20 protein-coding genes are annotated in these 19,345 nt (G+C 62.9%); 12 read left to right on the top strand and 8 right to left on the bottom strand.

What is annotated here, in order from left to right; genetic code table 11:
* Nucleotides 1-58 precede the first annotated feature (58 nt).
* Nucleotides 59-391, bottom strand: a complete 333-nt coding sequence (locus ASD00_RS35655; protein WP_025426396.1) for a helix-turn-helix domain-containing protein — start codon at nt 389-391, stop codon at nt 59-61.
* 49 nt (nt 392-440) lie between these two features.
* Here ASD00_RS35655 and ASD00_RS35650 point away from each other — a divergent pair, with 49 nt between their 5' ends.
* Nucleotides 441-923 (top strand): SRPBCC domain-containing protein, encoded by a 483-nt coding sequence (locus ASD00_RS35650; protein WP_025426397.1) that lies wholly within the window; start codon nt 441-443, stop codon nt 921-923.
* Nucleotides 924-936: 13 nt separating this feature from the next.
* On the top strand, nt 937-1,293 hold the full coding sequence (locus tag ASD00_RS35645; RefSeq protein WP_025426398.1) for a glyoxalase/bleomycin resistance/dioxygenase family protein: 357 nt from the start codon (nt 937-939) through the stop codon (nt 1,291-1,293).
* A 16-nt stretch (nt 1,294-1,309) separates the two neighbouring features.
* On the opposite strand, the gene ASD00_RS35640 is transcribed toward ASD00_RS35645, so the two are convergent.
* Nucleotides 1,310-2,047 carry a L,D-transpeptidase gene (locus ASD00_RS35640; RefSeq protein WP_025426399.1) on the bottom strand — a complete coding sequence of 246 codons (738 nt, stop codon included), beginning with the start codon at nt 2,045-2,047 and terminating at the stop codon, nt 1,310-1,312.
* A gap of 236 nt (nt 2,048-2,283) precedes the next feature.
* On the opposite strand from ASD00_RS35640, the gene recO reads away from it, so the two are divergent.
* The 5 genes from recO (at nt 2,284) to ASD00_RS35615 (ending at nt 8,279) form a co-directional block, all read left to right on the top strand.
* Nucleotides 2,284-3,030: a DNA repair protein RecO gene (gene recO, locus ASD00_RS35635; protein WP_038576811.1), complete on the top strand. Its 747-nt coding sequence runs from the start codon at nt 2,284-2,286 to the stop codon at nt 3,028-3,030.
* A gap of 63 nt (nt 3,031-3,093) precedes the next feature.
* Nucleotides 3,094-3,603: a PaaI family thioesterase gene (locus tag ASD00_RS35630; RefSeq protein ID WP_057211453.1), complete on the top strand. Its 510-nt coding sequence runs from the start codon at nt 3,094-3,096 to the stop codon at nt 3,601-3,603.
* A gap of 253 nt (nt 3,604-3,856) precedes the next feature.
* Nucleotides 3,857-6,685: a DUF2339 domain-containing protein gene (locus tag ASD00_RS35625; protein WP_057211527.1), complete on the top strand. Its 2,829-nt coding sequence runs from the start codon at nt 3,857-3,859 to the stop codon at nt 6,683-6,685.
* Nucleotides 6,686-6,694: 9 nt separating this feature from the next.
* On the top strand, nt 6,695-7,351 hold the full coding sequence (locus ASD00_RS35620) for an HD domain-containing protein (protein ID WP_025426403.1): 657 nt from the start codon (nt 6,695-6,697) through the stop codon (nt 7,349-7,351).
* Nucleotides 7,352-7,430: 79 nt separating this feature from the next.
* Nucleotides 7,431-8,279 (top strand): MOSC domain-containing protein, encoded by an 849-nt coding sequence (locus ASD00_RS35615; protein ID WP_025426404.1) that lies wholly within the window; start codon nt 7,431-7,433, stop codon nt 8,277-8,279.
* Between the two features lie 29 nt (nt 8,280-8,308).
* On the opposite strand, the gene ASD00_RS35610 is transcribed toward ASD00_RS35615, so the two are convergent.
* On the bottom strand, nt 8,309-9,232 hold the full coding sequence (locus tag ASD00_RS35610; RefSeq protein WP_038576814.1) for a phytanoyl-CoA dioxygenase family protein: 924 nt from the start codon (nt 9,230-9,232) through the stop codon (nt 8,309-8,311).
* A gap of 129 nt (nt 9,233-9,361) precedes the next feature.
* Between ASD00_RS35610 and ASD00_RS35605 the strand changes: the two genes are divergently transcribed.
* The 5 genes from ASD00_RS35605 (at nt 9,362) to nadC (ending at nt 15,434) form a co-directional block, all read left to right on the top strand.
* Complete coding sequence (locus tag ASD00_RS35605) at nt 9,362-10,228, top strand: AraC family transcriptional regulator (RefSeq protein ID WP_025426406.1); 867 nt, start codon at nt 9,362-9,364, stop codon at nt 10,226-10,228.
* A gap of 106 nt (nt 10,229-10,334) precedes the next feature.
* A complete protein-coding gene (locus tag ASD00_RS35600) occupies nt 10,335-11,573 on the top strand; it encodes an MFS transporter (protein WP_025426407.1) in 1,239 nt (412 codons plus the stop codon).
* A gap of 169 nt (nt 11,574-11,742) precedes the next feature.
* Nucleotides 11,743-12,822 (top strand): quinolinate synthase NadA, encoded by a 1,080-nt coding sequence (gene nadA / locus ASD00_RS35595; RefSeq protein ID WP_025426408.1) that lies wholly within the window; start codon nt 11,743-11,745, stop codon nt 12,820-12,822.
* Nucleotides 12,823-12,877: 55 nt separating this feature from the next.
* Nucleotides 12,878-14,476, top strand: coding sequence for an L-aspartate oxidase (locus ASD00_RS35590; protein WP_025426409.1), 1,599 nt, complete (start codon nt 12,878-12,880; stop codon nt 14,474-14,476).
* A 49-nt stretch (nt 14,477-14,525) separates the two neighbouring features.
* Nucleotides 14,526-15,434, top strand: coding sequence for a carboxylating nicotinate-nucleotide diphosphorylase (gene nadC / locus ASD00_RS35585; RefSeq protein WP_025426410.1), 909 nt, complete (start codon nt 14,526-14,528; stop codon nt 15,432-15,434).
* 113 nt (nt 15,435-15,547) lie between these two features.
* Here nadC and ASD00_RS35580 read toward each other — a convergent pair whose 3' ends face one another.
* The 5 genes from ASD00_RS35580 to ASD00_RS35560 form a co-directional block, all read right to left on the bottom strand.
* Entirely contained in the window at nt 15,548-15,790 is a 243-nt protein-coding gene (locus ASD00_RS35580; RefSeq protein WP_025426411.1) for a hypothetical protein, read from the bottom strand.
* A 256-nt stretch (nt 15,791-16,046) separates the two neighbouring features.
* The gene (locus ASD00_RS35575) at nt 16,047-17,027 is read right to left on the bottom strand and encodes an NAD regulator (protein ID WP_107028447.1); all 981 of its coding nucleotides are present in this window, start codon (nt 17,025-17,027) and stop codon (nt 16,047-16,049) included.
* A gap of 1 nt (nt 17,028) precedes the next feature.
* Nucleotides 17,029-17,568: a tyrosine phosphatase family protein gene (locus tag ASD00_RS35570; RefSeq protein ID WP_025426413.1), complete on the bottom strand. Its 540-nt coding sequence runs from the start codon at nt 17,566-17,568 to the stop codon at nt 17,029-17,031.
* Between the two features lies 1 nt (nt 17,569).
* The gene (locus ASD00_RS35565; RefSeq protein ID WP_025426414.1) at nt 17,570-18,178 is read right to left on the bottom strand and encodes an HD family hydrolase; all 609 of its coding nucleotides are present in this window, start codon (nt 18,176-18,178) and stop codon (nt 17,570-17,572) included.
* Entirely contained in the window at nt 18,175-19,020 is an 846-nt protein-coding gene (locus tag ASD00_RS35560) for a folate-binding protein YgfZ (protein WP_025426415.1), read from the bottom strand. Before ASD00_RS35560 ends, ASD00_RS35565 begins: the two co-directional genes overlap by 4 nt.
* Nucleotides 19,021-19,345 lie beyond the last annotated feature (325 nt).

Below are 19,345 nucleotides of genomic sequence, written 5' to 3'. Positions count from 1 at the left end.
CAGATTGCGTTGTCGCGCGTTCATACGAAGAAAGCAGGGCAATGGAAAGCCGAAACCGTCATTCCGAGGGGCGGTCGAGCCCTTGCTGAAGGGCGGAAAGGATCGACATCGCCTGGCCGGCATACTGGCTGATCCAACGATTGTGGATGGCCTGGATCGGCATGGCGTTGAGGTGGTTCCAGCGCTCGCGGCCCTCACGCTGAACGATCACCAGATCGGCGTCTTCGAGAACTCTTAAATGCTGCATGACGGTGCAGCGATCAAGGCTGTCAAACTGCTCGCAGAGCATGCCGGTCGTCTGCGGCTCATCCTTCAGGGCGTCGAGGATCTGTCGGCGCAGGCCGTTGGCGAGTGCCTTGAAAACAAGGTCATCTTTCGAATCGGTTGACATGTTATATTTTTATAACATATGCTGTGTCAGCACAATGGGAGAAGAGGTCATGTCTTTCGAATTTCGTGTGAATGGACGCATCGACCGGCCTGTCGCCGAGGTATTCGATGCCGTGGTCAATCCTGATCAGATCAGCAAGTACTTCGTCACCCTTGGCGGGGTCAGTGGGCCCTTGGTCGCCGGAACAACGGTTACCTGGTGGGGCAACGTGCCGATAGAGGTCGAGGCCGTGGAACCCCACGAGCGCATCGTCCTTCGCTGGGATGCGATGGTGGAGAAGGAGGAGGAGCCTTATCGCACCAAGGTCGAGATGCGCTTCCAGCCACTCGAGGACGGCGCCACCATGGTGACGATCGCCGAAACCGGCTGGCGCGAAAACGCGCGCGGACAGAAGAGTTCCTACATGAACTGCGAGGGTTGGTCGCAAATGCTGGCCTGCATGAAGGCCTGGCTCGAATACGGCATCAACCTGCGCCAGGGCTACTACGTCAGCGAATTGTCCGGGCAGCCCGCAACCGAGCCGCCGCTTTAAGGGAGATCACACGATGACGATTACGGGTGGTATCAACATCGCTATGAAGGTGCCGTCGCACCAATATGAGGCGGTCGTCGCCTTCTACCGCGACACGGTCGGTCTCGAGCCTTTCGACGAGAAGGCGCCGGCCAAGGGTTTTATCCTCGGTCCTAACAGGCTTTGGATCGACGAGGCGCCGAATTACAGCCAGGCGGAGGTGTGGCTCGAACTCTTCACCGACGACCATGAGGCCGCACTCGGCGGGCTTGCCGAAAAAGGCGTGGTGCGCTGCGATGCGGTCGAGGATCTCGGCGAAGGCTTTCGCGGCGGCTGGATCATGAACCCGGCCAACATTGTGCACATGCTGCGCACGCCGGACGCCTGGTAGGCGCCCGGCAGCGGGATTAGTAGGCGAACGGCTCGCCGGCGTTTGCCGGCGTCGACATTGGCGCGAGCGTCTCATTCATCGGCGCTTCCGCCTGCAGCACGACGACGCGCGAATCCTTCGGCACGCGGCTGTAGAGATCGATGATATCAGGGTTGAAGAGCCGGATGCAGCCGCTCGATACCGCCTTGCCGATCGACCAGGCCTCGGTGGTTCCGTGGATGCGGAACAGCGTGTCGCGGTCGCCCTGGAAAAGGTAGAGCGCGCGCGGCCCAAGCGGGTTGCGCACGCCCGGTTCCATGCCGCCGGCAAGCGGGCCGTAGCGTTCGGGTTCGCGCGCGACCATGCTGGAGGTGGGCGTCCAGCGCGGCCATTCGGCCTTGCGGCCGATACGGGCTTCGCCTTCGAATTCCAGGCCGGCCTTGCCGACCCCGATACCGTAGCGCATCGCCATGCCGCCGTCCTGGACCAGGTAGAGGAAGCGATTCTGCGTGTCGATCACGATGGTGCCGGGCGGCTCATGGGTCGCATAGGCAACCTGCTGGCGCAGATAGCGCGTATCGACCTTCCTGATATCGATGGCGTCGAGCGGAAACTTTTCGTCCGGCTTCGGTCCATACATCGCGACATAGTAGGGATCGGGTCCCTTCGGCTTCGCCGGTCCGCCGCTGGTCACGCAGCCTGCGAGCGTGGACGTGGCAAGAAGGAGGGCGAAGAGCTGCGCCAAGCGGCCGGCGCTGTTCCGGGACACACACATAATCGGGTCAATATTCCTGCTGATTGCATTTCGGGAGGGAGCGGACGTTGCCGCCGTGTACGGCCGTTCTAATGCCAAACATGGCCTCGGGGAGGCAAGAGCGCGACGGAATTGAGGCAATTGGTGAGTGTCACCGAAAGGCGACAGTGCGGAGGTCTGCGTGAAAGCGCTAGATCGCGATGCCAGACTGGCATCATCGCTTGATCCGCTTTCCATCGCGGGTGTATGCCTTTTTCATGCAATGGAGCGATCAGGCCATCATTCTCGGGATCAGGCGGCACGGCGAAAGCTCGGCCATCGCCGAAGTCATGACTGCGTCGCGGGGCCGGCATCTTGGCATGGTGCGGTCCGGCCGTTCGCGCACCATGCAGCCCGTCCTTCAGCCGGGAAATACCGTCGAATTGACCTGGCGCGCGCGGCTCGATGAGCATATGGGCGAGTTCCGCATCGAGCCGCTCGAACTCCGGGCGGCGCGGCTGATGGAGGCGGCCACGTCAGTCTATGGCATCCAGGCGCTGGGCGCGCTTTTACGCCTGCTGCCGGAGCGCGATCCGCATCCGCATCTCTATGAGGCGCTGGCCGTCATCGTCGATCACCTCGAGGATCCGGCCGATGCCGGTGAACTGTTCGTGCGCTTCGAACTTGCCGTTTTGAACGATCTTGGTTTCGGGCTTGATCTGACCGAATGCGTGGCGACCGGAACGCGCGAAGACCTGGCCTTCGTGTCGCCGAAGTCGGGCCGGGCCGTCTGCCGCGCAGCCGGCATGCCCTATGCCGACCGCATGCTCGCGCTGCCGGAGTTTCTCGCCGTCGAAGCGCGAAGTGCGGCCGACTATGACAGCCTTGCCGCCGCCTTCCGCCTGACGGCCTTCTTTCTCAACCGCCATGTCTATGAGCCACGCGGCCTCAAGGTTTCGTCCGCGCGCGATGGTTTCGTCAATGCGGCGCTCAAGGCATTGAGGCCTTCTTCTTCAGCCGCGTGATCGACAGCGCCGCGCGTCCGATCGGGCGTGTGAAAGAGGCTGTCACACCTCAAGGGAGTTTGCATGTTTCAAGAACTTTTCCCCGGCATGCCTGTATCCGGCATCGGCGTGCTTCCGCTGGATCGCGTTGCGCGCGACGGCGGCCTCAAGGTCATGCAGGATCTTTTGAAGGGCGACCTGCCGGCGCCGCCGATGTCGGCAACGCTCAAGTTTGGCCTGACCGAGGTCGAGGAGGGGCGGGTGGTCTTCAAGGGGCTGCCGACCGAGGAGCATCTGAACCCGCTTGGAACCGTGCATGGCGGCTGGACGGCGACGGTGATGGATTCGGCGCTGGGATGCGCAGTGTTCACGATGATGAAGCCCGGCGAGGCCTACACCACTGTCGAATTCAAGGTAAACCTGGTGCGGCCCTTGCTGCCCGGCATGGGCGAAGTCTTCTGCGAAGGCAAGATCGTCCACCGTGGCCGCACCATCGCCACGTCGGAGGCCTGGCTGCGTGATGCTGGTGGCAAGCTTCTGGCGCACGGGACGGAAACCTGCGCGATCTTCCCGATCGACAATCTGCGCCGATAGCAGCCGCCCTTTCCCCGACGCTGCAACGATCGTCGGCGCTCACATGGGCGCCGGCGGAAGTCGCATACGTGAGTGGGATGCCGTTGGCTGTGCCTCATAGCTGCTCGGCTGTCGCGACGCCGGCGCATCACGTGAATGAAACTTATACATTTCCGCGAAGAGATTGGGGCTCTCAACCGTCTATGCCTTTGGCGGTCGTGCAAAACTCTGTATGGTCGCGATCGGCCTGCGAATATTGCCGCCAGGGGAAAACATGATTGAAGTTATTGCCTTAGTCGCTTTTGTTCTGGCGCTCTCCGCCTTTTTCGGCGGCAGGAAGACAGCAGAACGGTTGGACAGCGAAGTCGCCGCGCTCAAGAAGGAGATCGCGCGATTGACGGCTGCGGCCGGGCTCGCAGCGCCGGAAGGCGATATCGCGTCGGAGCAGGCGGCAGCGCTTTCTGAACGCTCCGCCGATGCGGTGACCGACGATGATGAAGGCGTCGATGGGCTCTCGGCGAGCGCTCGCGAAGGCGCAAGGATCTTCGGCAATGCCGAACCGACCGAGCCCGAAACCGCATCCGACGAAGCCGTGGCCGCGAGCGTCGAGGCGACCTCCGTCGATGCAGCGCCATCCCGGCAGGTGGAAAGCCTGGAAAGCCGTCTCGGTGCCCGCTGGGCCGTCTGGGTCGGCGGCATCGCACTGGCGCTCGGTGGCGTCTTCATGGTCAAGTATTCGATCGACGCCGGTCTTCTGAGCCCTGCCGTCCGGCTGACGCTGGCCGCACTCTTCGGTTTGCTGCTGGCTGCGGCTGGCGAGGTCATTCGCCGTCGCGCCGTGCCCGTTATCGCCAACGAATTCCAGAATGCGATGATCCCCGGCATCCTCACTGCCGCCGGTGCCGTCACGTTGTTCGGGGTCGCCTATGCGGCTTATGACATCTATGGCTTCATCGGCACGGCGACGGCCTTCGTGCTGCTGGCGATGATTTCGCTCGCAACCGTCGGCCTGTCGTTGCTGCATGGGCAGGCGCTGGCCGGCCTCGGCTTGCTTGCCTCGCTGATCACACCGTTGCTGGTATCGAGCGATGAGCCGCGCCCCTGGGTTCTCTTCGGCTTCCTGTCGGTCGTGTGGCTCGCGACCTTATTGGCGTCGCGGTTGCGGCGCTGGATGGTCGTGCCGACGCTCGCCAATGTCGGCATCGGGCTCTGGGGGCTTGCCTATGTCACCGCGGTATCGCCCTTCGACGCGCTGCCGGTCGCCTTTGCGCTGCTGGTGATGATCCTGGGTGTCGGGCTGGTCTGGCCGGGTGCGATGGACACCGATGCGCCCAGTGAGCCGTTGCCTGAGCCGACGAACCGCCCGATTGCGGTTGCCGGCCCGTGGGAGAAGCTCTTCACGCCGGCCTATGCCGCCATCAGCGTTTCCGCGGCCATTGCCGCGACCGTGCTCGCTCTGATCTTCATCAGCCCGGCCGTCAGCGCCGTGGAATATCCCGTCAAGGAGTTCTTCGTCGTGGTCGCGGCCCTGGCCGCACTCGGCGCATGGCGGACGAATGCCGTCTATCCGGCCCTGCTGTCTGCCCTCGGCGCGATCGTCGGCATCGGCAGCCTGACGGCGCTGAGCGGCGTCCTTGCCTATCTCGACTCTTCGCTTGCCGGTGTTGCGCCGGAGATCGTTCTGCCCAGCCGAACCGCGACGCTGAAGGCCTTGCTGCTGGCAACGCTGTTCGTGCTGTTCGGCGCATTCGTGCTCACCCGCCGCCTGCGCGAACACCCGCAGTTCGCTATCCTGTGGGCCGGCATTGCCGCCGTCGTTCCGGTTGCTCTGACCACGATGTCATTCCTGATGACCGGCAACTACACCTTCGATCTGCCGCACGGCCTTTTCGCGCTCGTTGTCGGTGGTGGTCTGCTGGCGCTTGCCGATTGGCTCTATCGCCGTGACGGCGAAGCAGAGGGCGTGGATATCGCCTCGAGCCTTCTGGTTACCGGCTCCTTTGCGCTCTTCGTGATCGCCTTGCATGCCTGGACCGATGGCCTCGTCACCACCCTGGCGATTGCGCTGCTTGGGACTGCCTATGCCGGCGCGACCCGTGTTCGGACCTGGCCAATCCTGCCCTGGATGACCGGCGCAGCGGCGATCGTCGTTCTTGGCCGTATCGCCTGGGAGCCGACGATCGTCGGCGCTGAAAACCTCGGCACCACGCCGGTGTTCAATGCGCTGTTGCCGGGCTACGGCATTCCCGCGCTCTTGCTTGTCGCCTCTGCCTATCTCGTCCGATCCTGGCCGGATGTGCGTGTGCGCAACCTGCTGCAGGCCCTGGCGAGCCTCTTCGTGCTGTTGACGCTGGCGATCCTCGTTCGCCATGCCATGAACGGTGGCGTGCTCGACAGCGCCGTACCGACGCTTGGCGAGCAGTCGATCTACACGTTGCTGGCGATCGGTGCCTCGGGTGTGTTCATGACGCTGGACATGAAGTCACCAAGCCCTGTCTTCCGCTACGGCGGCATGGGGCTTGGCGTGTTCTCGATGCTCTCGGTTCTCTCAGCGCATCTCTTCGGGCTCAATCCGTATTTCAGCGGCGAACTCTTGGGGGCCATCCCGTTCTTCGATCTGCTTTTGATCGGCTATCTCCTGCCGGGCATCGGTTATGCGGGCCTTGCCTGGTATGCGCGCGGCAAACGACCATTGCCCTACGTCATGGCGCTCGCCGTCAGTGGCGCGATCCTCGCTTTTGCATGGGCAACGCTTTCCGTCCGGCGCCTCTGGCAGGGGGAGAACATCGTGGACTGGAAAGGCTTCCTGCAGGGTGAGACCTACACCTATTCGGTCGTCTGGCTGGTGCTCGGCGTGCTGCTTTTGGTGTTCGGCTCGCGCTTCAATGCCAAGAGCATTCGCATCGCCTCGGCCGTGCTGGTCTTCATTGCCGTTCTGAAGGTCTTCCTGATCGACATGTCCAATCTCGAGGGCTTCCTGCGCGCGCTCTCCTTCATCGGGCTCGGCGGCGTTTTGATCGGCATCGGGCTGTTCTACCAGAAGATCCTTTCGGGCGTCGGCGTGACGCGGCAGTCGTCTGCTGCGCCGACACAGCCGCAATAGGTTGATGCCATGACTCGTAATTTTGCATTGGCGGCGGCATTCGCGCCGCATGCTGATCTCGCCGCCGTTCTCCTGCCGCATGCTTTTGCGGCAGATGACGGTTCGCATGATGCATCCCACCTGATCCGGGTCTGGAAGAACGCCGCCCGCATCCATGCCGAAGAGGGTGGTGACGAACGCGTGCTCTCCGCAGCCGTGTTGCTGCACGATTGCGTTTCTGTCGAAAAGAACTCGCCGCATCGCACGCAGGCCTCAAGGCTTGCGGCTGAAAAAGCCGCCGACATCCTGCGCGATCTCGGCTGGTCGGCTGAAGCCATATCGTCCGTCGCCCATGCAATTCTCACCCACAGCTTTTCGGCCAGCATCACGCCCGAGACGATCGAGGCGAAGATCCTGCAGGATGCAGACCGACTGGATGCGATCGGCATGGTCGGCGCTGCCCGCTGCTTCTACATCGCCGGGCGCATGGGCAGCGGCCTTTACGATCCGCTCGATCCGCTGGCAGAGGATCGAGAGCTCGACGACAAGGCCTTTGCCATTGACCATTTCGAGACCAAGCTGTTCAAGCTGGCCGATGGATTTCAGACGGCTACCGGTCGCAGGCTGGCGCTCGAACGCCAGCAACGGCTGCGCGATGTGCTTGCCATGATGCTGGATGAAATCTAAGCCTTTCAATCCATTACCGCCGTCCTGTGAATCAGATCGCGAACGGCCTGAATCTGTTTCTCAACGTGGAGCGTTTTCGATGAAGGTGACCGGACTGAACATTCATCCGCTGAAGAGCGGCCGGGCGATCCCGCTTGAGACGGTCACCGTCAATCTCGATGGTTTCGAGGGCGACCGCCGTTTCATGCTGGTGGAGCCGGATGGGCGTTTCATCACCCAGCGCGAGCTGCAGACGCTGGCACAGGTCGAGGCAAACCACATTGATGGCGGCGTGCAGCTGAAGATGGGCGACAAGGCACTCATCGTGCGCTTCGATCCTGACCAGCGGCTCGACGTGCGCGTCTGGGCAAGCGACGTCGATGCGGCAGTGGCCGACGATGCAACAAACGAGACGCTGTCGGGCTGGTTCGGCCGGCCCGTCAAGCTTGCCCATATGGATGCTTCGGCGGAGCGTTTCGTCGGTGCCGAGTGGGCCGGCACGGCAGCACCCGTCGGTTTTGCTGATGGCTTTCCGGTGCTGATCACCACCACAGGCTCGCTTGCCGATCTGAACCGTACACTTGCGGAGAAGGGGCAGGAGCCCGTCGGCATGGACCGGTTCCGCACCAACATCCTGCTCGATTGCGATGAGGCCTGGGACGAGGATTTCTGGGAGAGCCTGGAGATCGGCGGCATCCGCTTCGATTTCGTCAAACCCTGCGCCCGCTGCATCATGACCACCCAGGACCAGATCACCGGCGAACGCATCGGCGGCAATCCGATCCAGGGCCTCGCCGAAAAGCGCATGTCGGCCGACCGCCGCGTGGCGGGCGTGCTGTTCGGTTGGAACGTCGTGCCGCGCGGCGAAGGAACCTTGAAGCTCGGCGACGAGGCGCGGATTGTCGACCGGCGCCGGGAGCGCTGGCCGATGAAGGTGCGCGCTTCCTGAACCGGCGGAAGCCACCTACGATCTCCGCCTCAGAACCAGGGCGTTACGCCGAGCAGCTTTGCCCCGAGGTCCGAGAGGTTGGCGGGCGTGGCGTTGTGCTTTTCCCATTCGCGCGGATCGCCCGGAAAGGCGTCGCGCTTCGGATGGTCGAGCTCCCGCCAGAGCCGCACGCGTTCTTCGCGTTCGGCTCTGTTGTTCCACTTGGCTGGATGCATGGAGATGTACTGTGCCATGCGAACCCTGCCATCGGAATGGTTGGGCCGGACGCCGTGGGCAAGCAGGCTGTTGAAAATCATCAGGTCACCTGCCTCCATCTCGATATTGACGGTCGAAAGGCCTGACATGTCGGGGTGCATGGGGTCTCTGTCCGCCGGTTGGGTCTTTTCCCAGGTGGCGAAGTTTTCAAACAGCTCAGGAACACACTGAAAGCCGCCGACATCGCCATCCTGCTTCTGCAGGCTGAGCACGCCCTGGACGCCGATCGGCAGCGGACGGATCGAGGTGTCGACGTCCCAATGAATGAAACCGTTGGGATTTCCCTTGACCCTTTTCGGCGGGTTGAGGTTGGCGCGGTCGATCGTCACCCAAAGATCCTCCCGGTCCCAGATATCGACGAAGGCACCATAGATGCGCGGTTCCTGGCGATTGTCCCAGAGATATTGGTGATTGTAGATCTCCAGCATGCCGGTGTTGTTGAGTTCCTTCATCTTGTGTTCGCGGCGCTGCGGCGCGTACCAGGTCGAAGGGTCGGCTGGATCCTTCTCGTCGAAGCGCCAGAGCAGTTCGACGAGCCGCTCGACATTGGCTGCCGGCACGGCCTGCCGGACGATCACGTAACCCTTGGTGATCCAGTGCTGCCAGTCCTCCTCCGAGAGCACGCGCAACGGGAGGCGCTTCTTGATGTCCTTCAGTTGGGTTTCGGCGGCGGCTGTGGGGTGGCTGTCTCTGAGCATGCGCAAGGCCTCCTGTGCATCTGCGTCTTTCTGTCGATGCAGGCAGATTAGGCGTTCCGTGGCTGGCATGTTGCCTTCGTACGGCAAAGATTGGTACTAATCTGGCGTCATGATCCAGATGAGCGCAATATGAAGGCCGTTCTGCAGAAGATCCCAAGGCCCACGGAAGCATCCTCCATCCTTCTCGACCGACGGCTTGACGATTGCATCCCGTTTCAGTGGCATCACCATCCGGAATTCGAGCTGACCCTTACGCTGAACTCGCGCGGCCAGCGTTTCGTCGGCGACCACATCGGCACCTATGATGATGGCGATCTCGTGCTGGTCGGGTCGAACCTGCCGCACACATGGCATTCCGCGTCCAAGGTCGATGAGGGGGCGCCCCATGTGGCGCTGGTACTCTGGTTCCACCCGGAATGGGTGGAGCGGATGCAGGACGGCTTTGTCGAGCTCGGTGGCGTGCGGGCAATGTTCGATCGCTCCGCGCCCGGCCTGCAATTCTCGCAAGGAGCAGCCCGTCGCGTTCGGCCGCTGTTCGAGCGCCTGCGTACGCTCGAGCCTGAAGAGCGGTTGCCGGATGTCCTTGCGCTGCTGACGATCCTTGCGCGGGACGAGCATGTAACGCCATTGTCTAACCGGGTCGTCGCGCCCTCGGGCAGGGCCGTCGATCGTGGTCGCCTCGACCGCGTGCTCGATCACATCCACCTCACCTATGCCGAAAGCCCTTCGATGGACGAGCTTGCGGATATTGCCGCCCTCAGTCTCTCGGGCCTGCACCGCCTGTTCCTGCGCCATCTCGACATGCCGATCTCGGAGTATCTGATGCGGCTGAGGATCGGCGAGGCCTGCGCGCTTCTATCCGGCTCCGGAAAATCCATCGCTCATGTGGCCGAGGCGGTCGGCTATCGCTCGATCGCCAATTTCAACCGGCAGTTCAGGGTCCAGAAGGGTATGACGCCACGACTGTTTCGCCAGCGGTTTCAGCATGTCCGATGAGTGGCTTCCGGCCTCATCAATTCCGGTGATCGCGTCGTCAATTTAATTGGCTTTTATCTATTTTAGCGTCCGCGTAGGGTCGCGCTTCGTCATCAGGAGAAAACCCATGTCCGCCATTTCGGGAGCATCCGCGCCGTCGAGCGTTCGCCAGGAAATGCCTTGGCTGATTATTGTCGCCGGCTCGCTCGTTGCGATGCTCACCTTCGGTCCTCGCTCGGCGATGGGCTTCTTCCAGCTGCCGATGCTTGCCGAGACCGGTTGGGACCGCACGACCTTCGGTCTGGCAATGGCGTTGCAGAACCTCTGCTGGGGGCTGAGCCAGCCCTTCTTCGGCGCGATCGCCGACAAGTTCGGCACCTGGCGCGTGTTGACCATGTCGGGGCTTCTCTACGCCTCCGGCCTGTTCATCATGGCCCACGCCAATGCGGCGATCTGGTTGCACATCGGTGGCGGCGTCTTGATCGGCATGGCTGTCGGCTCCGGTTCGTTCGGCATTCTGCTCTCCGCATTCGCCCGCAACGTCACGCCGCACCAGCGCTCCATGGCCTTCGGCATCTGCACGGCGGCAGGGTCCGCCGGCATGTTTCTGTTCGCGCCTCTGAGCCAGGGGCTGATCTCCGCCTATGGCTGGTCGGACAGCCTTGTCTATCTCGGGGTGTTGATGTTGCTGGTGCCGTTGTTCGCCATTCCGTTGCGTGGAAACGCTTCCTCCGGCCGGCAGACGGAAGCGCAGTACAAGCAGTCGATCGGTCAGGCGCTGAAGGAAGCGCTCGGCCACAAGAGCTACCTGCTACTGGTCTCCGGTTTCTTCGTCTGCGGCTACCAGGTGGCCTTCATCACCGCGCATTTCCCTGCTTATATCGGCGACATCGGCATCGACGCCCGCTATGCGGTAATCGCGCTGGCGCTGATCGGGTTCTTCAACATCATCGGCTCGCTGTCGGCCGGCTTCATCGGCCAACATTATTCCAAGCCCTATTTCCTGGCGCTGATCTACATTGCCCGGTCGGTCGCGGTCACCGCCTTCCTGCTGCTGCCGCAATCGCCGACCTCGGTCATTGTCTTTGCAATCGTCATGGGCTTGCTCTGGCTTTCGACCGTGCCGCCGACAAACGCGCTCGTTGCCATCATGTTCGGGACACGCCATCTCGGCCTGCTCGGCGGCATCGTCTTTCTCTCGCACCAGGTGGGTTCGTTCCTGGGCGTGTGGATGGGCGGATACCTCTATGACCGCTTCGGCTCCTATGATCCGGTATGGTGGCTAGGCGTGGCGCTCGGCCTGTTTGCGGCCGTCGTTCATTGGCCGATCGAGGAGAAAGCCGTTCCCCGGCCTGCCATGGCCTGAAGAAATCCGTGAACGGGGCGTCGCAAAATGCGACGTTCCGTTCTTGAATTCTGTCACAAAACTTTCTAAATCAATCCATGCGGCTTTGCCGCTTTTGTTTTGGTTCAATTATGCTCATTTTGAGCATAATTGAAGAGCCGCCCAGGAGAGGGGCGGAGAGGAGATCTCGATGACGCGCCTTGACACCCGCACGCAGGCCGTGGCGAACCCGGTTCTTGTAAGCGCCGCCCAGCGCTTCGGCGTCATCGAAAGACCCGAGCTTGCTTTCACACCCGCAGTCGCGCGCGAGACGGAGCATCTTTACGAGAAGGTGAAGGATTTCATTCCGGCGATCGAGTGGCCGGTCTATGCGCCTTACGTTCACGCCATCAACCGGCTGAAGAAAGAGCGCAACGCCGTCATCCTCGCGCATAACTACCAGACGCCCGATATCTTCCATTGCGTCGCCGATATCGTCGGGGACTCGCTGCAGTTGGCGCGCGACGCCAGCAAGGTCGATGCCGAGATCATCATCCAATGCGGCGTTCACTTCATGGCGGAGACCTCCAAACTGTTGAGCCCGGAAAAGACCGTGCTGATCCCTGATGGAAAGGCCGGCTGCTCGCTGTCGGAATCGATTACCGGCGCGGATGTACGGTTGCTGAAGCAGCGTTACCCCGGCGTTCCCGTCGTCACCTACGTCAACACCTCCGCCGACGTGAAGGCCGAGACGGATATCTGCTGCACCTCGTCGAACGTGCTTGCGGTCGTTGAGAGCTTCGCATCGGACACGGTGCTGTGCATCCCGGACGAATATCTGGCCATGAACGTCGCACGCCAGACCAACAAGAAGATCCTGACCTGGAAGGGCCACTGCGAGGTGCATGAGCGCTTCACCGCCGCCGAACTGCTGGCCTACAAGGAAGCCAATCCGGGCATCGAGATCATCGGCCATCCCGAATGCCATCCGGATGTGATTGCCGTTTGCGATTTCGCCGGCTCGACATCGGGCATGATCAACTACGTCAAAGACCACCGGCCGTCGAAGGTCCTGCTCGTCACCGAATGCTCGATGGCATCGAACATCCAGGCCGAGATCGAAGGCGTCGAGTTCATCAAGCCCTGCAATCTCTGTCCGCACATGAAGCGCATCACGCTGCCGAAGATTCTCGACAGCCTGCTCACCATGACGGAAGAGGTTCTGGTCGATCCGGCGATCGCCGATCGGGCGCGCCTTGCAGTCGAACGCATGGTCAACCTCAAGCAATAACACCTGCCGGGCGAAAGGCCCGGCATACAAGCATGCGCTGGAGGAGAGCCGCACCATGCTGAGAGATCATTTCCGTCCGCAATCCTTCAACGGGATTGACGATATCGTCATCGTCGGCGGCGGCCTTGCCGGCCTCTTCTGCGCGCTGAAGCTCAGCCCCCGGCCGGTAACCATTCTCGCCGCCGCACCGATCGGCCACGGCGCCTCGTCGGCCTGGGCGCAAGGGGGGATCGCTGCGGCGATGAGCCCGGGCGACACTTTCGAGAAACACGTCGCCGACACGTTGACGGCGGGGGCCGGCATCGTCGACGAGAAGATGACGCGCATGATGGTGGCCGAAGGTCCCGCGCGCATTCACGATCTGCTGGAATATGGCGTACCCTTCGACCGCGATCTCGAAGGCAAGTTGATCCTGTCGCGCGAAGCTGCCCACTCCGAACGCCGCATCGTGCGCGTCAAGGGCGACATGGCCGGCAAGGCGATCATGGAAGCGCTGATCACGGCTGTGCGCAACACCCCGTCGATCCGCATCATCGAAGGCTATGTGGTCGAAGAGCTGGTGCGCGAAGGCCGCTTCATCTCCGGCGTCATCGCCCGGCCGGATGCCGGCCAGGCGAAGAAGCGCGTTTCGTTTCCGGCGCGGGCCGTGGTTCTGTGTTCCGGTGGCATCGGCCACCTCTATGCGGTGACAACCAACCCTTGGGAAGCTTGCGGCCAGGGTCTCGGCATGGCGGCGCGGGCAGGGGCGATCATCGCCGATCCGGAATTCGTCCAGTTTCACCCGACGGCGATCAACATTGGCAAAGACCCGGCGCCGCTTGCGACCGAGGCGTTGCGTGGCGACGGCGCCCAGCTTATCAACTCGGCCGGGCATCGCTTCATGCTTGACATTCACCCGGACGGCGAGCTTGCCCCACGCGACATCGTCTCGCGCGGCGTGTTCGCCGAGGTCCAGGCCGGTCGCGGCGCCTTTCTCGATTGCACCAAGGCGGTCGGCAAGCATTTCCCGGACATGTTCCCGACAGTCTATGCCTCGTGCATCGGTGCCGGCATCGATCCGGTGACGCAGCCGATCCCGGTCGTACCGGCGGTGCACTACCACATGGGCGGCGTGCTGACGGATGCTGAGGGCCGCACCTCGATCGACGGTCTTTGGGCAGCCGGCGAAGTGACGTCGACCGGCGTGCACGGCGCCAATCGGCTGGCCTCCAATTCGCTGCTGGAAGCGGTGGTTTTTGCCGCCCGCATCGCCGAAAACATCAAGGGCACCCTGCCGACGCCGCAGCTTACCCAATGGGGCGACAATGCCGGCGAAAACGACGACCCGGTCACGGTCGAAGACAGCCCGCAGCTCACGATCCTGCGCAGCCTGATGAGCGACTGCGTCGGCGTGGTGCGCACGCGCGAAAGCCTGTTGCGGGCGATCCGCGAAATTTCGGCGCTCGAGCGCGACAACACCCGCATGCGCTTCACCAACATCATCACCACCGCCAAGCTGATCGCCGTCGGCGCCCTTCGCCGCACCGAGAGCCGTGGTGGCCACTACCGCGCCGATTGCCCGACGGAACAGCCGGAATGGCGGCGCAGAACCTACCTGACGCTTGCGGAAGCGAACCGTCTGGCGGCCGACGTCGCGGAAGCCGAAACGGCCTGAGCATGGCGCGCAATAGTCACTTGAGAATAGAGACAGGACCAACGACCAGATGACTGCAGCCCTTCGCCCCGAACTGCCCGCCCTCATGGTCGAGGATCAGGTGCGTGCCGCCTTGCTCGAAGATCTCGGTCGCGCCGGCGACATCACCACCCTGTCGACGATCGGGCCGGAACTGTCGGCAACGGCTGGCATGAACGCCCGCGATCCCGGGGTGATTGCCGGGCTTGAGCTGGCGCGGACAGCGTTCCGCTTCGTCGATCCGTCCATCGTCTTCGAGGCTCTGGTTTCGGACGGAGATCGTGTGACACCGGGAACGGCGATTGCCCGCATCTCTGGTCGCGCCCGCGGGCTTCTGTCGGCCGAGCGCGTTGGCCTGAACTTCCTCATGCATCTCTCGGGCATTGCCACCTACACCGCGAAATTTGCCGACGAGATTGCCCACACGCGCGCAAAGGTCTGCTGCACCCGCAAGACGATCCCTGGCCTGCGCGCGCTGGAGAAATACGCCGTGCGTCTCGGCGGTGGCTCCAATCATCGCTATGGCCTCGACGACGCCGTGCTGATCAAGGACAATCACATCGCCGTCTCCGGCGGCGTTGCCGGCGCCGTCCATGCGGCGCGCGCCTATTGCGGTCATCTGGTCAAGATCGAGATCGAGGTCGATGGCCTCGACCAGATGCGCGAGGCGCTGACTGCGGCACCGGACGTCATCCTGCTCGACAATATGGGACCGGTGCGCCTGCGCGAAGCCGTCGCCATCAACGCCGCCCATTGGCAGCTTGGCGACGAGGCCTATGCCGCAGACCCGCGGCGCACGCGCCTGGAAGCTTCCGGCAACGTCAGGATCGACACGGTACGTGCCATCGCCGAGACCGGCGTCGACTATATCTCGACCTCCAAGATCACCATGGCCGCTCCGACGCTCGACATCGGTCTGGACGTAGCGATCAAGCACTGAGGCGCTCCGACGCGTAAGCGCCGCGATAATGCTTGAAGCGCGCCGCATAGGGCCCTGAATCGATTCCGGTTTAAGGAGTTGTTTAGTGGCCGTCGGCGCAGTTGAGGCCGACGCTAGCGCTGCATGATGAAGGGGCAGACGACGCGTTTGTCGATGGTGATCTCCGTGCCGCAGTCATAGCGACAGATCTTGAACTGCCCTCGCATGTCCTGGCCGTTGAGGTTGCAGATCGTCACCTGGCCGCGGCCCATCTGGTTGTTCTTGAAATAGTCGGGGATCGCCTTGTTCCCCTGCGGGTTCGGCAGGAGAGGCTGGTCCGTCAGGAGGCTGGTGAGCAGCGCAAGCGCAAGCAGCATGTGTTCTTCCCTAAAGCATTTCCAGAAAAAGTGCGGAGCGATTTTCCGTTCGGAAATGCGTTAAAACAAAGAGGTAGAGTGCTTCTTTGACTCCGTTTCAACCGGAAGCGCTCTAGCCGGCCACAGAGCCGGCACCATATCCAATTGAACGAATGTAGCGCGCATTGGCCGAAGTGTTAGATGCAGTCCGCACATTAAACCCGCCGCAACGATGTCATCGCCAGCATAAATCCCCAGTCGTTTCTGCCTGCGCGTTTCATGCGGAGGATGAGCGGCCGCCCACCTTGAGGCCGGGTGCGGGCCGTTCGTCGAGGATTTGCCGGCGGAAGCGGAACAGCGCCGCAGGCCTGCCGCCGGTCGACGCCAGCGTCATGCCGGTCGGCTCGACCAGCTCCGCACCTTCGACCAGACGCCGAAAATTCTGCTTGTGCAGGTGGCGGCCGGAAATGGCCTCTACCGTTGCCTGCAGATCGGTGAGGGTGAATTCGGGCGGCATCAGTTCGAAAATGACCGGCCGATATTTGATCTTGCCGCGCAGGCGGGCGATCGCCGTTGCGACGATGCGGCGGTGGTCGTGGCGCATGGCCTGCCCGGCGGCAGCGTTGTCCTGCTCCCGGCTGCGGCCGTCAATCACCGCTTCGCGCACGAGACCGGCCTCGTAGAGCAACTCGTAACGCTCCAGCACCCGTTCCTCGTCCCAGGGGAAATCGTCGAGGCCGAAGGCAAGCCGGATGCGTGCGCGCCGCTGCGCGCTTGGCGCCATGCGCTCGTCGTCTGATGTGGCAAGCTCCCACCGCGAGAGCGCGGGCAAAATCAGCTGGTCGAGGATGGCAGGGCGGCCCTGCCGCCAATCCTCCCACGGCAGGTAGCCGTACCAGTCGCGCCAGTGCGCGCCGGCCTCGGCCAACCGCTCGGTGTTCTCGGTATCGGTTCGCGTCAGGGCGAGATAGCCGACCGAGACCATGTGCTTGCCTTCTTCGCCCGGCAGGCGCTGCCGTCCGCGGTCGCCGAAGGTGTAGAGCTGCTCGATATAGCCGAGCTTGAGCGCCGTGCGTTTTTCCACGCGGTCGCGCAGACTGGTCTCGAAGGTGCGGTGAAGAGCAGGGTCGAAGGGGCCGAAGGGCAGGCTGTCCCTCGCGTCGCCATCCGCCTCGTTGACGGCCAGGATGCGCGGGCTGCGGCTGACGACGGCAACGATGGCCGCGTTGAGACCGATTTCGACGGTGACGGCCCGCATCTCAGTCGCCAACATTGGCTCCCTCGGCTACAAGCGGCAGCACGAAGGGAACATTGCCGTCCGTGTCCGCACCGCGGCCGATCGAGCGTACGGCAGCGACCAGCCGCCCGCCGCGCGACAAGACAGTGTCGCCGATTTCGACAAGCCGCGTATTCGGCGTCGCATAGGGAGAGGCGAACCGCAGCCGCTCGACCAGTTCTCGGTCGTCCTGCTCAGGCTCCACCGCAAGGGCGGCGATAAGGGCAGCGGCCGGCGACCTCGAAACGCCCATCCAGCAATGAACGAGCATCGGCCGCGAACGGTCCCAGCCCTTGGCGAAGGCGACGATCTGCTGGACGTGCTCTTCCTGCGGAGCGATGAGCCCACCGGTACCGGCGAAGCTGATATCGTTCATTCCCAGCGTCAGGTGCCGCGCCTTGGCAATGACGGCCGGACGGTGGAAGTCCTGGCCCTTGGCGACCAGGCTCAGCATCTCGGTGCAGCCGTGGCGCACAGCCATCTCGGCGATGCGGGCAAGCGGCGATACGACGATCTGGGGCATCTCAGGCATCCACCTTCGCAGCGGCGCGTTCCGCCTCGAGCGTGGCAAAACGCTCGGTAAACAGACGCTGGGCCTCTATGGCCGGCAGGGGGGCGATCAGCAGGCTGTCGCGGGTGATGCCGCGCGGCTGCCCGAAGAACTTTCGCGCCTCCTCGGTCGAAAAGCCGGCAAGCGCAGTCGCCTCGAAATAGGCGGCAATATGATCTGCCTTCTTGATCCGGTCCTTCAGATCCTTGGCGCAATGGGCAGGCAGACCGAAGCGCAGGTGAATGGCGCTTTCCAGCCTCTTTTCGACCAGCTTGTAGCCGCCGCCGACCACGGCCTTGAAGGGGGAGATCATATCGCCGATCACATACTCCGGGGCGTCATGCAGCAGCGCCATCAGGCAGTCGTCGGCGTTGCACTTGTAGCTCCGGCGAAAGATGTCCTCGACGATGAGGCTGTGCTGGGCGACGGAGAAGGCGTGGTCCCCGGCCGTCTGGCCGTTCCACCGGGCAACGCGGGCAAGACCGTGGGCGATGTCGGTGATCTCGACATCGAGCGGTGACGGGTCGAGCAGGTCGAGCCGCCGGCCGGAGAGCATGCGCTGCCAGGCGCGTGCCGAGGTCACGCGCTTGCCTCGTCGGCGGTGGTTGGGAAGGCAAGCCCGGTCCATTCCGGCAGGGTCAACGTCACAGTCACGTCGCCCGCGAGCAGGTCGACGCCGTTGGCCATCGCTTCGCCGGCCTTATCGATGCGCACGATCGCGAGGGCCGAAGTGCCACGCACTGTGCCGAGCGTGCCGATCGACTTGCCGTCTGCCGTTATCGCTGTGCCGGTCGGCGGGAGCGCCGATGCACCGGCGACGATTACGACGCGACGGCGCTGCGTGCCGCGGTGCTGCATGCGCGAAACCACTTCCTGACCGACATAGCAGCCCTTGCGGAAGGAGAGCGCACCATTCTTGTCCATTAGCACATCATGCGGGAAGGCGTCCTGCAGCGCATAATCGGGGCCGGAAACGGCAATGCCGGAGACGATCCGGAGTTGGTCGAGGTCGGCATTAGAGGCTGAGTCCGCTTCGCTCTCACCATAGAAGCGGAAAACGGTGGCGCCGGCCTTCTCGAAGCGGTGGTCGCGAAATCCCTCGGCCAGCGGCTCGTCGAAGGCAATGACAGTGGGTGTGGAGGTGTCGAGCGACAGGGTCACCGCCGAGCGCAGCTTGTACATGGTCAGCCGCTTCAGAAGCGCTTCGGCCTGATCCGCAGTCGTTTCCAGCCTGAAGCCGTCGCCGTCGCGGGAAATCATGAAATCGAACAGGATCTTGCCCTGCGGCGTCAGCAGCGCGCCTGGCCTCGCCTCGTCAGGGGCGAGGGCATCGAGATCGGTGGTGATCAACCCCTGGAGAAGATCTTCCGCATCCTTGCCGGAAACGGAGACGATCGCGCGGTCGTCGAGGCGAACTCTGGGCATGGCTCGATTCCTGTTCACATTGCCGAACAGGTAGGATGTTCAGGGATGAACGGCAAGCGTATCGCCGGCGCTTAGAGCACTTCATCTTTAAACGGAAGCAATTCTGTTGGCTCAAAACGGCCGTTCCACACGAAGGATGGCGCTGAGCGATGCGGATCCATCGGGCAAGCCATCCGACACAGTGGGCGGCCGTTTTCAGCCAACCCTAAGGGCCGGATGAATTTCGGCCATTACCGGCGGCGGCCGTCTCGACCGCAGCTTCTGCTGCGCTCTTTGCCAGCCGCCTTGGTCCTGGCCGAAATTCCTTCCGGCAGAATGCTTCTGT

Origin of the sequence: Ensifer sp. Root31, from assembly GCF_001424825.1 — a bacterium.
Taxonomy (GTDB): Bacteria; Pseudomonadota; Alphaproteobacteria; order Rhizobiales; family Rhizobiaceae; genus Ensifer; species Ensifer canadensis.
The sequence above is the reverse complement of the archived record's forward strand: the minus strand, read 5'-3'. Positions and strand labels throughout refer to the sequence as shown.

Excerpts from the sequence above, each read along its gene's own strand:
- recO (WP_038576811.1), top strand. The coding sequence starts at position 2,284 with ATGCAATGGAGCGATCAGGCCATCATTCTCGGGATCAGGCGGCACGGC.
- ASD00_RS35610 (WP_038576814.1), bottom strand. The coding sequence starts at position 9,232 with ATGCTCAGAGACAGCCACCCCACAGCCGCCGCCGAAACCCAACTGAAG.
- ASD00_RS35655 (WP_025426396.1), bottom strand. The coding sequence starts at position 391 with ATGTCAACCGATTCGAAAGATGACCTTGTTTTCAAGGCACTCGCCAAC.
- nadA (WP_025426408.1), top strand. The coding sequence starts at position 11,743 with ATGACGCGCCTTGACACCCGCACGCAGGCCGTGGCGAACCCGGTTCTT.
- ASD00_RS35590 (WP_025426409.1), top strand. The coding sequence starts at position 12,878 with ATGCTGAGAGATCATTTCCGTCCGCAATCCTTCAACGGGATTGACGAT.
- ASD00_RS35625 (WP_057211527.1), top strand. The coding sequence starts at position 3,857 with ATGATTGAAGTTATTGCCTTAGTCGCTTTTGTTCTGGCGCTCTCCGCC.
- ASD00_RS35630 (WP_057211453.1), top strand. The coding sequence starts at position 3,094 with ATGTTTCAAGAACTTTTCCCCGGCATGCCTGTATCCGGCATCGGCGTG.
- ASD00_RS35600 (WP_025426407.1), top strand. The coding sequence starts at position 10,335 with ATGTCCGCCATTTCGGGAGCATCCGCGCCGTCGAGCGTTCGCCAGGAA.
- ASD00_RS35605 (WP_025426406.1), top strand. The coding sequence starts at position 9,362 with ATGAAGGCCGTTCTGCAGAAGATCCCAAGGCCCACGGAAGCATCCTCC.
- ASD00_RS35620 (WP_025426403.1), top strand. The coding sequence starts at position 6,695 with ATGACTCGTAATTTTGCATTGGCGGCGGCATTCGCGCCGCATGCTGAT.
- ASD00_RS35640 (WP_025426399.1), bottom strand. The coding sequence starts at position 2,047 with ATGTGTGTGTCCCGGAACAGCGCCGGCCGCTTGGCGCAGCTCTTCGCC.
- ASD00_RS35645 (WP_025426398.1), top strand. The coding sequence starts at position 937 with ATGACGATTACGGGTGGTATCAACATCGCTATGAAGGTGCCGTCGCAC.
- ASD00_RS35575 (WP_107028447.1), bottom strand. The coding sequence starts at position 17,027 with ATGCGGGCCGTCACCGTCGAAATCGGTCTCAACGCGGCCATCGTTGCC.
- ASD00_RS35615 (WP_025426404.1), top strand. The coding sequence starts at position 7,431 with ATGAAGGTGACCGGACTGAACATTCATCCGCTGAAGAGCGGCCGGGCG.
- nadC (WP_025426410.1), top strand. The coding sequence starts at position 14,526 with ATGACTGCAGCCCTTCGCCCCGAACTGCCCGCCCTCATGGTCGAGGAT.
- ASD00_RS35570 (WP_025426413.1), bottom strand. The coding sequence starts at position 17,568 with ATGCCCCAGATCGTCGTATCGCCGCTTGCCCGCATCGCCGAGATGGCT.
- ASD00_RS35560 (WP_025426415.1), bottom strand. The coding sequence starts at position 19,020 with ATGCCCAGAGTTCGCCTCGACGACCGCGCGATCGTCTCCGTTTCCGGC.
- ASD00_RS35650 (WP_025426397.1), top strand. The coding sequence starts at position 441 with ATGTCTTTCGAATTTCGTGTGAATGGACGCATCGACCGGCCTGTCGCC.
- ASD00_RS35580 (WP_025426411.1), bottom strand. The coding sequence starts at position 15,790 with ATGCTGCTTGCGCTTGCGCTGCTCACCAGCCTCCTGACGGACCAGCCT.